The 15,344-nt window shown below is 39.2% G+C and carries 10 protein-coding genes; 2 read left to right on the plus strand and 8 right to left on the minus strand.

Annotated features, from left to right (window positions below; genetic code table 11):
• Window positions 1-68 precede the first annotated feature (68 nt).
• Together Q4550_RS01260 and Q4550_RS01265 are read right to left on the minus strand one after the other, a co-directional pair.
• Window positions 69-2,495: a DEAD/DEAH box helicase family protein gene (locus tag Q4550_RS01260; protein WP_303529663.1), complete on the minus strand. Its 2,427-nt coding sequence runs from the start codon at window positions 2,493-2,495 to the stop codon at window positions 69-71.
• Window positions 2,488-2,814, minus strand: coding sequence for a nucleoside triphosphate pyrophosphohydrolase (locus Q4550_RS01265; protein WP_303529665.1), 327 nt, complete (start codon window positions 2,812-2,814; stop codon window positions 2,488-2,490). The genes Q4550_RS01260 and Q4550_RS01265 overlap by 8 nt, the downstream gene beginning before the upstream one ends.
• A 78-nt stretch (window positions 2,815-2,892) precedes the next feature.
• Between Q4550_RS01265 and mutT the strand changes: the two genes are divergently transcribed.
• On the plus strand, window positions 2,893-3,285 hold the full coding sequence (gene mutT, locus Q4550_RS01270) for an 8-oxo-dGTP diphosphatase MutT (protein WP_303530464.1): 393 nt from the start codon (window positions 2,893-2,895) through the stop codon (window positions 3,283-3,285).
• On the opposite strand, the gene Q4550_RS01275 is transcribed toward mutT, so the two are convergent.
• From Q4550_RS01275 to Q4550_RS01285, 3 genes are all read right to left on the minus strand, one after another.
• Window positions 3,274-6,444, minus strand: coding sequence for a DUF3427 domain-containing protein (locus Q4550_RS01275; RefSeq protein ID WP_483298548.1), 3,171 nt, complete (start codon window positions 6,442-6,444; stop codon window positions 3,274-3,276). The genes mutT and Q4550_RS01275 overlap by 12 nt on opposite strands.
• A 105-nt stretch (window positions 6,445-6,549) precedes the next feature.
• Window positions 6,550-6,894: a hypothetical protein gene (locus tag Q4550_RS01280; RefSeq protein WP_303529668.1), complete on the minus strand. Its 345-nt coding sequence runs from the start codon at window positions 6,892-6,894 to the stop codon at window positions 6,550-6,552.
• 291 nt (window positions 6,895-7,185) lie between these two features.
• Window positions 7,186-7,914 (minus strand): excalibur calcium-binding domain-containing protein, encoded by a 729-nt coding sequence (locus Q4550_RS01285; RefSeq protein ID WP_303530467.1) that lies wholly within the window; start codon window positions 7,912-7,914, stop codon window positions 7,186-7,188.
• A 657-nt stretch (window positions 7,915-8,571) separates the two neighbouring features.
• Here Q4550_RS01285 and Q4550_RS01290 point away from each other — a divergent pair.
• Complete coding sequence (locus Q4550_RS01290; RefSeq protein ID WP_303529670.1) at window positions 8,572-9,294, plus strand: M48 family metallopeptidase; 723 nt, start codon at window positions 8,572-8,574, stop codon at window positions 9,292-9,294.
• Between the two features lie 114 nt (window positions 9,295-9,408).
• Here Q4550_RS01290 and Q4550_RS01295 read toward each other — a convergent pair whose 3' ends face one another.
• The 3 genes from Q4550_RS01295 to Q4550_RS01305 all read right to left on the minus strand — a co-directional run bounded on the left by Q4550_RS01295 (window position 9,409) and on the right by Q4550_RS01305 (window position 15,264).
• A complete protein-coding gene (locus tag Q4550_RS01295) occupies window positions 9,409-12,345 on the minus strand; it encodes a type I restriction endonuclease subunit R (protein WP_303529671.1) in 2,937 nt (978 codons plus the stop codon).
• A 160-nt stretch (window positions 12,346-12,505) separates the two neighbouring features.
• A complete protein-coding gene (locus tag Q4550_RS01300; protein WP_303529672.1) occupies window positions 12,506-13,768 on the minus strand; it encodes a restriction endonuclease subunit S in 1,263 nt (420 codons plus the stop codon).
• Window positions 13,768-15,264, minus strand: a complete 1,497-nt coding sequence (locus Q4550_RS01305; RefSeq protein ID WP_303529673.1) for a type I restriction-modification system subunit M — start codon at window positions 15,262-15,264, stop codon at window positions 13,768-13,770. The genes Q4550_RS01300 and Q4550_RS01305 overlap by 1 nt, the downstream gene beginning before the upstream one ends.
• Window positions 15,265-15,344 lie beyond the last annotated feature (80 nt).

The following is a 15,344-nucleotide window of genomic DNA, read 5'->3' on the forward strand; positions in this document are numbered from 1 at the left end:
CAATCCACTTCCATAGTTTCACAAATGCTATTAAGCTATTGGATACTATATACTAAAAAGACGAGATATCATCTCGCCTTCCTCTCAAAATGCTCATGCAATCGATACTCACAAATCTCTTTCATCCAATTATAAAGCAACTCGTTCTCTTCCTTATTATCCAATTCCAAATCAAACGAAAAAGTCCCACCATCAAATACAACCAATCCCTTAGAACTGCCACTCCACTTCGTCATAGGCATTCTCGCAATTAAACTTGCGACTTTGCTCTCATCATATTCCCACATCGCTCGAGACCCTTTATCAGAGAAATCAATTTTCTTTCGATACTCTTTTTCAGTCAAATACTGATGAAAATAGGGAGCGACTTCTTCTGGAGTGACAGATGCTAACCAATTCTCCATTCCCCTACTTAACATGTAATGAAGAACGATCATCTTGTAGCTTTTTGCCATTCCGGTTCGTTCAACTTCCTTAACCCAGTTTTCATAATCTCTATATACTTTTTCCTCAAAAGGAGCTAACTCACCTGCCCACTGCAGAAATCCTGGATAAGAGCCGAATTCCTGTCGATACTCTCGACTATTTTCTCTGCCATACAAATGAAGTTCTAAATAACTTGGACGTCTTCCAAGCTCTAACTTCAAATCTTGATACCCATCAAATAGCTTCTCTTTTCTTGGCTGCCTCTTCTTTTTCAGTTCCTTAAGTAGATCAACCACTTTAAGATCAAGATTCAATTCACAATTTGCGGGCACAACTGGTTCAACTGTTTTCTTCTTACCTGATTGCTCTGGTGAAGTATCAAATAACGAAAGCTTAATATCCGCATTTCGATAGTTTCCGATCAAATCGATGATATTGCAGTATTCTTTTCCATTATGTAGTCTAAGACCTCTCCCAACCTGTTGCGTGAAGATCGTTAATGATTCAGTTGGTCTTGCGAATAAAAGTGTATCAACCGGAGGAATATCTACCCCCTCATTAAATAGGTCGACAGTAAAGATAATATCGACATCACCATTTGTTAATGCATCAATCGCATCTTTTCTCGAGTAGTTCTGTGACTTTGAATTCAAGCTTATCGCTTTGTAGCCTTTGTCATTAAAATACTCAGCCAGAAAATTCGCTTGTACAATAGATGAGCAAAACCCAAGTGAACGTGACTGCTTGTGTTCTACCCATGCACGAAGGATTTTGTCCGCTACTTCATCTTTTAACTGTGCTGCTAGTAGCTCTTCTTGATCGTACTTAATCCCAAGCCAAGTAACCTTTGAATAATCCGTTTCGTCATAAACACCAAAATACCGAAAGGGCGTTAACCAATCGTTCTGAATAGCCTCAATAAAATGCATTTGATACGCCACATTACCGCCGCATATCCCATAAACATCTTTACTATCCATTCGATCAGGTGTAGCAGTAATCCCCAGTAAGAACTCTGGTGTGAAATAATCGATAATTCCTTGATACGAGTTGGCAGCAGCATGGTGAAACTCATCTACCACAATTAAGTCAAATTCATCTGGGCTAAATTGCTTTAGATTCTTTTCCTGACCAATTGTAAAAACAGAAGCAAACAGCATGTCAGCCTTATCTTTCACACGTCCATTGTAAATTCCAGTAGAGCGATCAGGAAGGACATGCTGAAATGAGTTCTTAGCCTGATACAAAATCTCCTCTCGGTGCGCAACAAAAAGGACTCGTTTAAAAGAACGTGCAAAAAATCCAGCCAGATAGGTTTTCCCGATTCCAGTCGGCAGAACAACCATCGCCCTGGTGTAACCTTCTTCCAAGGTTGCTTCGAGAGCTTCCAAAGCTTCAAGTTGAGCTGGTCTTGGCTCAAGAACACTTTCAGATTCAATTCCGTACGGCAATCTACTTTCGTGAATCGTATTAGTTTGATCTGGAGTACCAACCGTCATTTCCACTTCTTCTAACTTGCTCCACTTTTGCAGGAGATCTGGGTACTTTTCATGATACTTCTCATAACGCTCTTTATATAACTGAATGGATTCTATATTCATTGGAATAGTATTGTCGTGATAAAACGTATGTAAAAATAAATCTTCCGCTTCCTGGTATGTTGATGGCGAGCTACTTTCAGGTAAGAACATGTTCCATTCCACACCACTCGTTAGAGCCGACCGTGATAGATTAGAAGAACCAACTAGGAAAGAACCCGTCTCTGACTCATTTCCGAATAAGTAAGCTTTTGGATGAAAGGACCGCCCATTGCTTTGATATAAGCGAAGCTCAATGCCTTCCAGTTCCAACAGTCTTTCAAGGGCCACCGGTTGCGTGACGAATAAATAATCGCCTGCACAGAGCTTTACCGTCTTTCCTCTCCCTAAAGCCGATTCCAAATGCTGATAAAGAAGCTCTACCCCTGACTTCATCACAAATGAAGTCAGGATATAAATCGAATCAGCTGACTCGATTTCAGGTACAAGATGATCAATTAGTCTTTCAGTAACAAGTTGAATCTTACTCATCTTCTACATCAATCAGATAGATCTTTTCTTCAAACCCGCCACGCTTCTCTTTTTTCTCTTTTCGCACCTGTTCAAGTTCTTCATAGGAAGAATGATGTACCGTCGTAAGTGCATGGATCAATTCAAGAATATCTGCTAGTTCCTCAATGGAATGACTATCTCCATCTGCTTCAAAGTACTCCTGAAGCTCTTCTTTTAATTTTGATTGTAATTCTTCCTTATATTCGAAGTCACTTAACGTGGTGGTATTAAAGTCTTTTCCAGTCGCTTTGATGATCTCTGGGATACGGTCTCTAATTAACTTGTTGTAAGTTGGCATGGTCATCCACCTTTCGCAATTTGATATAATTCAATGATAATATAGATAGAGTAATCATGTTAAAGGAGTTGCTAACAAATCATGAAAAAAGTAAAAGTCGTCGGTGCTGTTATCCGAAATGAACAAGATGAATTCCTTTGTGCCCTTCGATCCCCAACCATGTCTCTACCAAACTTATGGGAGTTTCCAGGGGGGAAGATTGAGGAAGGGGAAACACCTGAACAAACGTTAATACGCGAAATTGAGGAAGAACTAGACTGCGAAATTTCGGTTCAAGAAAAAGTAGAAGAAGTTGTTCATGAATACCCTAACGTCATTGTTAATCTACTTACATATGAATCAACTATTATTAACGGTGAACCCAAAGCAAAAGAACACGCTAAGTTGGAGTGGGTTTCAAAGCTTGATTTACGTTCTCTTGAATGGGCTCCCGCTGATATTCCAACAATCGATAAGCTGTTATCGAATTAAATCAATAAATAAATCCTCTGGCACGGGATGATGAAGCCTCCACTTAATACTCATCGGCTTGTCCCCATGACTTGAAACATAGTCGATCTCCCCTAAGTAGGTAAAAGGCAACGTTATCTCGTGCATTTTATTAAACTTCCTTACAAACAAGTGAATGTGAATGCCTTTTTCCTTATGGTTAATATATGCTTGTCCAACAGATGAACTGTGCGACGTTTGGTTCTGGCTTTGCCAATGGAAGTGACGCTGATCGATAAAATAATCCTTATAATGAAGGTGGTCCGATACCGCTTCATCCTTATTTAAGTTAATGAAAAAGAGATAGTGGTTCCCTACTCGACTTACACCCTCACGCCAAGTTCCTTCCTGGACACCTGCTTGAAACAAAAAAATCAAATCATTTCGCGAATAGTTTTGATAACGAATCACACGCTCACCTTCTCCCAGAAAACGATCTGGTTTAAACGTACGACGAAACTCGACAACCCCATATTCTATCCGTTCCATGAATTTTTCACGAACAATCTTAATTGATAAGGCTTCAGATAAGCGTTTATCCACCCTAAAGCCATCATTTTCAATAATCCCAATCCCATGTTTATGCTTTTTATATCCTTGAGTTAGCTTCACCATTGCATCGTATATTAAGCTACGATGTTTTTCTTCATCCGGTAGAATACCGAAACGACGCTGGATAATACGAAAAACATCTGACTGATGAACAACAGGAACCTCATTTGCAGCCTCCAAAATGGCTAACTCATACGGCCACTTTATTGGATACATATTCTCCATTCGCTCAAACAGCTCATTTACCTGTTCATTTTCTAAAATAACTTCATCTACTTTAGAAAGATCCTTCATTTTTTTCTTCGTTTTCACCCAAGACCCTAATCTCTTTACAAAAAAATGCAAGTTCGGGGCATTCTCAGAATAAAGAAAGTCAATTACCTCTGGGGATCTTCCAAGTTCTCGCTTAAACTGCGCATAAAGACTTGTTAGCATCGCAAGCAAATCCATTCGAATACTATCGATCTTTTCTAAAATACGCTTTTGAGAAACTTGGTCAAGGTCAACATATGACGCGCCAGGTAGATCAGCAAACTCATGCTGAACAGCAATTCGAAGTGAATCCTTATCAAACGCACGTGAATTGGTCTCACCAGCAAGCGCCAAAGGAACGATAAACGACTTTTGATAGTTTCCAATAAAGTCGAGTATAGTGACAAACTCTTTCCCTTCGACCTTTCGCAAACCTCTTCCAAGCTGCTGAATAAACACCGTAGAGGATTCAGTTGGTCTTAGAAATAAGATCAGGTTGAGTCGAGGAATATCTATTCCTTCGTTAAAAATATTCACTGAGAAAATCATTTGCAGCGGATCTTCGGTATCTTCAAGCTGCTGAACAACCTGTCTTCTATATTCAGGAGAATCATTTCCTGTGAGCACCTTCGTTACATAGCCTAAACGGTTAAACGATTCGCTCATAAACATCGCATGCTCAATCGTTGCACAAAAGCCTAACCCAATAAGCTGCTCCCCATCAAACCCATAACGCTTGATCATCTCATGGACATAATCGACACGCTCATTTGTCTTTAGCGCTTTTACAAGTTGACGTTTATCTAATAATCCATTTCGCAACCCTATTTCATTGTAGTCCACCGTATCATCCGCTAACCCAAAGTAATGAAAAGGTGCCAGTAATTCCGCTTCAAGAGCATCGCGTAATCGTATTTCATACACTACATTATAATTACAAAGTGCAAGCACATCCCGACCATCCATTCGTTCAGGTGTTGCTGTTAACCCTAGCAAAAAGGTTGGTTCAAAATAGTGAAGGATCTTCAAATAGGTTGGTGCTTCAGCATGATGAAATTCATCAACAATAATGTAATCAAATTCATTCGGATGAAAATGATGTAGCACCTGTTCAGAATGAAGTGACTGAACCGTACTAAATAAAAACGGTTTATGTATGTCTTTTTCTTTTCCAGTTAACTTCCCACATAAATGAGTATTGTTAAACACCTTTTCAAACGTATCCTTCCCGTTGTCGAGTAACTCTTCCCGATGTGCGAGAAAAAGCATACGCTTAGGTTTCAATTCAAATACATCAAATGCAGACAAATAAGTTTTTCCCGTTCCTGTTGCTGCAATCACAACGCCTTTACGATTGCCATTCTCTCGTGTTTGCTTTAGAGCTTGTAACGCCTTCTTCTGCATTTCATTTGGTTCAATGTCAGGATGAGGTGAGTAAGAGACGTTACTTTCTGCCACTTGTGAAATTTGGAACGACGGCCGAATGACAGGCTTCGTTTCCTTTTCATCTAAATGTTGCTCATACCGTTCAAGCAATTCTTCTGTTAATATGTGTGATCTCTCATCATCCCATGCCTTCTGAAACTTTTCCATTGCCTGTTTATAGATTGGTAAATAACTAGAGTCCGGAACCTTCACATTCCATTCATGCCCATTAACCAAGGCAGCATGTGATAAATTGGATGAACCAATGATTGCCGTATGTAATCCAGAAGCACGTTCAAACAGGTAAGCTTTCGTGTGAAATGACTCTCTTCCAGAATCAAATACGCGCACTTCTACGTTTGAAAATTCAAGCAGCTTTCGTAGTGCCTTTGCTTCTGTAACGTTCATATAAAGTGATGTTAGAATTCTCACCTTAATACCACGTTGTTGCAACTCCGTTAACGGTCGAATTAGCAGTTGCAACCCAGACATTCGAATGAAGCTCACCATAAAGGACACCGAATCAGCTGTTAGCATCTCAAACTTCAATGATTTAAATAAGTTCTTCATCTTCTGCTTTTCGTTTGAGATCAGTTCTATTGAAGATAAGTGTTGGTTTTCTAGCTCAGGGATCTCTTGGTTGTCATATCGATAAAGAATGTTTGATAATGGTAGAGTAAAATCACCACTCTCATACCCAACAAGTTGCAATACTTGGTGAGTAAAGGTAATTGCCTCATCTAAGTTTCCCTCTTCTAGTAACCTCTCGAATTTTTGTCCGATTGCGAGTGCACTTTTATGAATTAGGGATTCTGAGTATTCGATTGATAGTAATGGTGAATGTTTTTGGTTTATTGGATATTTCTTGTTGGCAAGTTTGATTTCTTCAAATAACCCTAAATTAATTGTCAAAAGGACCATTCCTTAGCTTTTATTTCCTAAGTTGCATACTTTGGAATATTAATATTATTCGCTCGCTTCAATATCTAAAAAACCCATTACTTTTTTTTTCAATATTTATTTAAAATTATTTTCATATAGGTAATATGTGCGGGACAAAAGTGCAAATTCCTTATCATTAATAAAACTGCAATGTGCAATCTTATTTCTAATTGGATTAAGTTGCATTAAGTCTCTAATATAACTTTCTCCAAATGACTCTTTTAGTATTGGTACCATTTTCAATAAACTTACTAATTCATGAAAATGCATATTTTCTAATGACTTATTTGATAATTTATTCTTATATTGTGAACTAAGGATGATTGATGAATTAGCTCCATATAAATTTTCTAATAAAGTTTTCGCTTGTTCCCTCGTTTTATACTCAATTTCAAATAAGTACCCATAACTAGATTTCATTCTTTCCAAGTCTCCAATGTTCAAATTTATCAACCTTTCATATTGACAATAAGCATTACCATCCACATAATTCATTTAAATTAGATTATTAGTTAATTGGGAGGAAACAAGCATGAATATTCGAGAATTCCAAATATAAAAAAGGAGCTTGGAGGCAAAGTCTTGCGCCAATTAAAGCTCCTTTTGTATGTTTAGTATGTGAAGTCATTACCTAGTGAAACTGAAACGTTATAAGATTTCACGACTTACATTCTATTGTAATTCTTTAGTATTGATAAAGGTTTCTTTAAGTTATTCACACGCTACTCCATCACCATCTCTATCTAAATGAGAACCATAACCAGGATCGCCTGTATATAAAGGCGCAACACCAGCATTTCTAGCAGCAGTACAGTTTTTATAGTAAGCATTATTGCTGCTACTAGAGGAGGTGTTAGATTCAGAGCTTGATGAACTTGAATTACTGGCCACTTCGATATTTTGTAAGTCTTCAATTTTTGCTTGTAGAGATGTTTTATCTTCCTTGAGTTGATTAATTGTGTTTGATTGATCAATGATTTCTGTATTGAGGTTTTCTATTTTCTTATTTAATTCTTCTTTTTCTTCATTGATTTTTTTGTCATTATTTTCTAATTTATTCAATTCGTTTGTTTTACTTTCTAACTCACTTTCTATTTCTTTTTTCTTGCTATTTAATTCTTCAATTTGGCTATTGGTTTCTTTATTGTTAACAGTTAATTCCTCGACTTTACTGTTTAATTTACTATTTTCTTCTTTTAATAAACCGATCTGTTTAGTTAATTCTTCATTATTATCTTGTTCTATTTGAAGTTGACCAGCAGCTGTATCATCTGAAAATCCTATCCCTACTATCATTAAAACAAGTCCTCCAATTAATAATGAATAAAACATTTTTTTTGAAAGTGTTCTTTCTTTGTTTTTTACCTTACTAATTAGATGGAACACAAGATAAATTATGGAAACTATCAATGCTAAAAAACCTAAAAGAAACAAAGCCATCAATCTTATTACCCCCCATACCTAAAATAGTTGTAAGATTATTTTACTATAAATACCTTAATTTAACTATAATATAAGTTTATTTGCCTATCGGTTAACACAACTTTCACCGGTCGGAACTTGAACCCAAAAGGATGTGTGCACATGCCAGGCACAAAAAGCCTCTACATTAATCTGTAGAGACTATAAAGATGTTAATAATACGTAATTTAATTATAATTGATAAGATGATTACAAGATATTTATTACTAGTTACTCAATTACTTAGTTTTAGTCTATGTTAAAAATTTATGGTGATATTACTAACAAAAAGACGTTCTTTTTGTCGAATTTAGCTTATCTAACTAAATGCTTCCGAAAAAGTATTTCAACAGGAAAATAGGTATTTTTCAAAATTATTAAACATTATTAAAACAGAGGACTTATTATGATAATCTACTATCAGAGCTTTTGATATTCTCGTAAAACTAAGATTATACACGAAGTTAAAAGTGGAATTATTGAACACATAAGTCAAACTACAGTTATACCGGATGAAGGTATTTTAATCTTACTAGTCTCCTCCCCCTTCAATTCCACTTATATACAATCAGTTTTTCCTTGAATAACTGATATAATAGGGTAAGTAATAAGTTCAAAGAAGGACTGTGAGCAACAATGAATTCTATACAATTTGGAAATAAGATTATTTACTATACATTAAAAGAAAGCAATAACCGAAAAACCCTTTCAATATCAGTCAATCAGTCTGGGATTAACGTTGTTTCTCCTCCTAATGTTTCAATAGATAAGATAGAAGATATCCTCTTTAAAAAAGGACCTTGGATTATAAAACAACTATCAGACTTTCAAGAAATGCAGGAAACCTCAAAACTAAAATCGTTTGTTTCTGGAGAAAAATTACCTTATTTAGGTCGACACTACCGTTTGAAAATTATGAAGACCAATCAATCGACTCCTACCCTTCATTTTCATAAAGGACGTTTCTATGGAGAAGTACACCATTCATGCAGTGAAGAAGAGTATCGCACTCTTTTAAGACCCCTTTATATTGAATGGGTGAAAAGAAAAGCCGATACGTTTACAAAGGATCGATTAAAACCTTTTACGCTGAAGCTCAAAAAAGAACCAACGAGTGTAATGATCAAGGACCAAGAACAACGTTGGGGCTCTTGCACATCTGAAGGCAGGCTATTACTAAATTGGCGGATCTTCTTAGCTCCTGCTTCCATCGTTGATTATGTCATCGCTCATGAGTTGGCCCATTTAGTACACTTAAACCATTCGAAAGAGTATTGGGACACTGTTCGTATGTTACTCCCGGACTATGAGGACCGGAAAGAATGGCTTCGCTTGAAGGGCTCAACGCTTGATGTATAACGATATGTAGAAAAGAATTATAAAAAGGACGAACTTCATTTAGAGAAATTCGTCCTTTTTTTATCCCGTTAACGCAAAAAGATTTTATATGAAGCCAACAGGCTTCAGGAGGTTTTATTTGTACTGTACCTCAGCAAGCGCGGTAAAATATCCGACAAGCATGGAGGCATCATTGATGCCGATTTTTTTCTTTAACAGGAGAATTTTCAAGTCCGCATTGAGCTTTCGTTTAAAGTCTATTTTGGAGGTCCAATCCGGAATATCCGATACTCGTTCTTCAATGAATTGCTGAACGTCCACGGCTAACCCTTTTAATTCTTTTTCCTCTCGATCTTCAAACGTTTCACTGAACTTATTAAAATACGGTTCCTGTTCAGGCGTAAGACCACTCTTGGTACGGCCTTCAGCTTTTTTCAAAAGCTCTTCACGAACCTCGTACAGCTTTTGAATCAGTTCATGAATATCTTCTTTACGATCCTTGAACCGTTGAAGAAGTTCTTCTACCTTTTTCTTTAAAGAAGTATAGTAGACTTCGTCCTCGTCCATTTTCACGGAGATTTCTCGCTTGATTGCATGCTCGATTTGTGCTGCCTTCGATTCTGGCAGTTCATTACTCTCTACTTCTTCTTTAAACCGCGCATCCAGGATCGGCACGGGATCACGAGCATCTATTTTCTCGGCAAGCAGATACTTATGAACCAGTTGGCGAACTTTTTCTCCACAATCGGAAATATTCATCCCATCGGCGTCCACAGAGAAGCGTGACTTGGCCAACAGCCGTATAGCCCCTAGCTGCTGTAAGTCCCTTACGAATTTTTCTGCCTTCGGACTCGGCATCACTTTATCCATACTTCCCGCAAATCGTTTGTATGCCGCATCAAATTCCGCCCGAGTATCTTCTGCTTTTAAACGAAGAACCCGTTCTTCCTCCTGCTTGTCTGATAATCCATCAAAAAAACGCATCGCCGAGCGATGGCGCTGTTCTAAACGAGGAAGCTCCTCGTCGATCGATTGAAGAGCACCTTTAACATCATTGGAACTGAAAATTTCCAGGGCTTGATCCAAAAATCGGGAAACTCCGAAATAATCAACAATCAGGCCGTAAGATTTATGCTCATCGTATCGACGATTTGTCCTGGCGATTGCCTGAAGAAGACTGTGTTCACGTAACGGCTTATCCAGATACATGACTTGTTCAACCGGTGCATCAAACCCTGTCAATAGCTTGTCACACACAATCAACATCGCCAATCGATCTTCCTCAAAGGGTTTCTTGAATCGTTCGATAAGCTCTTTCTCTTGTTCTTTCGTAATATGATGACTTCTTAACGGTTCCTTGTCATTGTGGCCAGACGAAAAGATGACGGCCGTTTCAAACTGACCTGCCGCATATTCATCAATCAATTCCTTATACTTCACCGCAGCTTCACGAGAAACGGCAACCACCTGCCCCTTATATCCATTCACAAGAATATGAGATTCATAGTGTCGAACAATATCGAGGGCAATCTGATCCATGCGGTCAGGAGCCGTCAGAATAAGGGATTCATTCACGTGCTTTTGTTTGATTTTCTCCCGGTCCTCTTCTTTGTACTCAAAGAACACCCGGTCAAATAATTCATCCAGCGAGTCCCCTTTGACCTGAAGGCTCGGCAAGCGAGATTCATAGTGAATGGGCACCGTGGCACCGTCCTCCACCGCCTGTTCAATAGTGTATTTATCAATATATGAACCGAATTTTCCCGTAGTTGATCGTTTCTTCTTATCAATCGGAGTCCCCGTAAACCCAATGAACGTTGCACTGGGGAGAGCCTTTCGCATGTTAAGAGCGAGCCCCTTGTACTGCGAACGATGGGATTCATCCGTCATGACGATAATGTTTTCTTCTTTTGAAACAATCGGGAAGATCTTATGACCTTCATCATCTTCAGCTCCCTGAAACTTCTGAATCAACGTCATGACCGTTGTTCCTGGGCCTTTTACGAGCTGCGTTTTCAAGTCTTCCACGGACCTTGCTTGTGTAGGATTAGGGAACCCGCAATTCTGAAACGTCTTCATAATCTGGCCGTCCAGATCCTGACGATCCGTAACAATGACCAACATCGGATTATTCAAGGATGCAATCCGGCGTAATTTCATCGCCATGTACACCATCGTCAAAGATTTCCCAGATCCTTGGGTGTGCCAAACTACCCCGCCGCGAAGAGAAGGTTTGTCCTGGGTCATGATACGTTCAATCCCTTTCTGAACGGCACGATACTGTTGATAACGAGCGAGCTTTTTGACCTTTCCATCGAACACGATGAAGTTCCTCATCAAATCCAATACCGTTTTCTTTCGTAACATCCCGGCCGCCAAGATGTCCTGAGGCCGATCACTCCCCACTTCATCCAAGGTCAGAGGATACGGATCCTTCCATAATCCGTAGTGTTGGGGACGCGCCAAGATCGTTCCTGCACGTGCGCGATCACGGCTCGTCACAATCAGCATTTGGTTATACCAAAGCAACTTCTCATGGGTTTCCTGATAACGATCAAACTGACGAACGGCTTCCGGTAGCTGTTTATCCCATTTCAACTTCGGGCTCTTGCATTCAATCACGACAAGAGGCAAACCGTTTATGTACAACACAACATCAGGACGAATCGTTCCACTAGCATTCTCATACGAGACTTGATTGACGACTAGAAATTCGTTGCGTTCCACGTCTTCAAAATCAAATAACTGAACGGTTTGATGCTTCTTTCCACTTCCAAGGTCCTGAAGCACCGATAGCCCTTGGCCAAACAGCCAATCAAACAGTTGATAATTGGCACTCCATAGATCTTCCGCCTGGACTAGGGTCAATTGTTTGATCACTTTTTCCACATTTCCGTCCTCGATCCAAGGATTAAAACGCTTAATCGCTTGGAATAAACGCTTCTCCAACACCACCGAAGATCGCGTCGTACGCTCTTGATCCAATTCGGACCCAGCTATGTATGTATAACCAAACCCTTCAAGCTGCTCAATGAACGGTTTCTCAACCTCCGTCCACTCATACCCTTCCATTCTCTCCCCTCCTACTTTGAGAAGCTTCAGGCGTTCGCTCAGTGGCGACAAGCATAAGACGAAGCGCTATGAAGGTAAATCTTTAACCTTTATGGGGCTTTGACTTATGACCTAGAGCCACTACTAATGCCTGAAGCTAGACATCAAACCCTCGATTTCTTTATGCAGACACTCGAACCTTACCGGTTAACAACTGTTGCATTAAGCCCTTTTTCAGTTCTTGAAGTCTTTCTTTTTCAATCCTATAACTTTTAATCTGGTCATCAACGGATGAAAGAATATCTACAATTCTTTGTTGTTCGTCCTTTGAAGGAATAGGGATTTTAGTTTCTCTTACTTGTTTTAAGCTTATTTGAGGATAAGCAAGCCCAGTTTTTATCTGCTCGTAATAACGTATGATTTTTTCTTGATTAAACCAAAAGTACACGAATAATGGATTTATTCCACTATTAATCACTGTAATTTTAGCTATATGCTGATTAATATTTGCCTCTTCAATTTCCTTAGGGACAACCGCAACCCTACCTATGTTCCCAGTGATTGTAATAAGCAAATCGCCCGCAATAATTTTTGAACGTGCCATATGGGCATGGGCTTCATTGTCTATGAATTTAAAATCACCATATACAAATTCACCCTCTTTAACTACGTCACTTTTGAAAAACTTAACACCTGATTCCTGCCATTTAAATCCGTAAGTGGTTGGTGTACTGCCTTTAGTTATAAAATCAGTAACATTACTTAGAGTTTCAATCTCCCACTCCTCAGGTATCTCACCCAATTCCGTCTTCTTAAACTCTGTATGACCAATCCCCTTCGTCAGCAGCTTCTGCATCAACCCTTTTTTAAGCTCTTTTGTTTTCTCCAACAGTTGATCAGTTGTTTCAATCGTTTCATCAACACTACAAAGGGTTTCGGCTATTTTTTGTTGTTGCAGTAGTGTTGGAAAAGGAATCTTAATAACTTTAAAATCCGAATAGCTAATTTGCTTACCGTCTCTAATTCCTACAACTGATTTTTTCAATCGCTCTATAAACCAAAATGACTTAAAAAAGTATCTAAAAAAATCATTATTAATTTTTTTCTTTGCAGACAACACCGTATATGCCGGACTTGAAATTCCTTTTAGGTTTGAGTACTCGATCCCCCCCTGAAAGGACCTTAAACTAATTACGAATTGCCCTTTATCAATTAATTTATAAGATTTTAATGATTTTTTGTCGTACTTAATATTGATACCTACAGAATCTCTATATACTACACCATTCTCTTGCGTTACAGAGAGTACGGGTAATTCCGGATAGCCTTTATTAGATATATTTTCAAATAAATCACCTGTAGTTAATACCTCCCACTCCACAGGTATCTCACCCAACTCCGTCATCTTATACCCGTCTCGTACGTCCTTCACATCTGTCACCATCACTTCTCACCAATCCCTAACTCATGAAGAAACTCACTCAACTTCGCTTTTTTCTCGGCCTGTTCCTCTTCCAACTGACGAAGATCAGAAAGGACCTCATTCAAGTCAATCAGTTCTTCCTCTTCCGTCTTATCGACATAACGCGTGATATTCAAGTTGTAGTCATTTGTTTTAATCTCTTCCAGCGAAACCACTTTCGCATACTTCTCAATATCTTCATAGGTATCAAAGGACTTCACGATTTTCTCAACATCCGAATCACGAAGGATGTTTTGATTCTTTCCTTCCTGAAAGTCCTCTTCTCCTGCAATAAAGAGCACGTTGCCTTTTCGTTCCTCTGCTTTATTCCGATTAAAGATCAGAACACACGCTGGGATGCCGGTACCATAAAACAGACCGGATGGCAGACCAACCACTGCCTCCAATAAATCAGACTCCAAAAGCCCCTGACGGATCTTGCCTTCGGCTCCACCCCGGAACAGTACGCCATGCGGCATGACAACCCCACAGACACCGTCTGCTTTTAACGATGACACCATATGTTGGATAAACGCATAGTCCCCGGCATTTTTAGGTGGGATGCCATATTGAAAACGTCCATAGACATCGCCCTCTGCTTCCTCACGTCCCCATTCTTTGAGGGAAAACGGTGGATTGGCAATGACACGATCGAATAGCATTAATTCGCCATCTTCTACGAGCTTCGGCTCACGGATGGTATCGCCTTTGACCACTTTGTGGTCCGGTAATCCATGAAGCAACAAGTTCATCTTTGCAATCGCCCAAGTTCCGAGATTTTTCTCTTGACCAAATAAAGACAAGGCTTGTGGGTTTCCTCCACGGGCACGCACAAAATCCACAGATTGAATCAACATCCCCCCAGAGCCACAAGTTGGATCATAGACACGCATACCTTCTTCTGGTTTGATCAATTTGACGATCAATTCCACCACTTTGGAAGGCGTATAGAACTCCCCGCCCTTTTTTCCAGCGTCGTCAGCAAACATCTTGATCAGGTACTCATAAGAGCGTCCCAGCATGTCCGGTTCGTAAAGGTTGCTGTTGGCTAAGTTCAATTGAGAAAAGTGTTGCAATAACCGTTGTAATATACCGTCTGTCAGAACATCTTTTCGATTAAAATCAATCGGTGTTAAGACGTCTTCGAGTGTCTGGTTTTCATTTTCTAACGCTTCAAATGCTACATTGATAGTCGTTCCGATGTCTTCGGAGTTTCTACGGATGGCTTCCCAACGTGCAGCAGGTGGAACATAGAATTGGTATTGCTGTGGATCGTCTGCTATCAGTTCCCCAATTTCTTCTCCATGCTCTTTAATGAGGTTTTGTCTTCGCTCTTCAAAGGCGTCACTCAGGCGTTTGATAAAGAGTAAACCAAATATGTAATTCTTATAGTCACTGGAATCGATTGATCCCCGTAGGATATCGGCCGATTTCCAAAGGTGCGATTCTAATTCTTGTCGTGTTAACTTCGTTGTCATGTGTATTCCTCCATTACTTTATCTTTAACTATTTTACCATTTAAGTGGAAGGGTTTGTGTGAATAAATGAAAAGGCTCCT

Source organism: Anaerobacillus sp. 1_MG-2023 (assembly GCF_030547345.1).
GTDB lineage: Bacteria > Bacillota > Bacilli > Bacillales > Guptibacillaceae > Guptibacillus > Guptibacillus hwajinpoensis_B.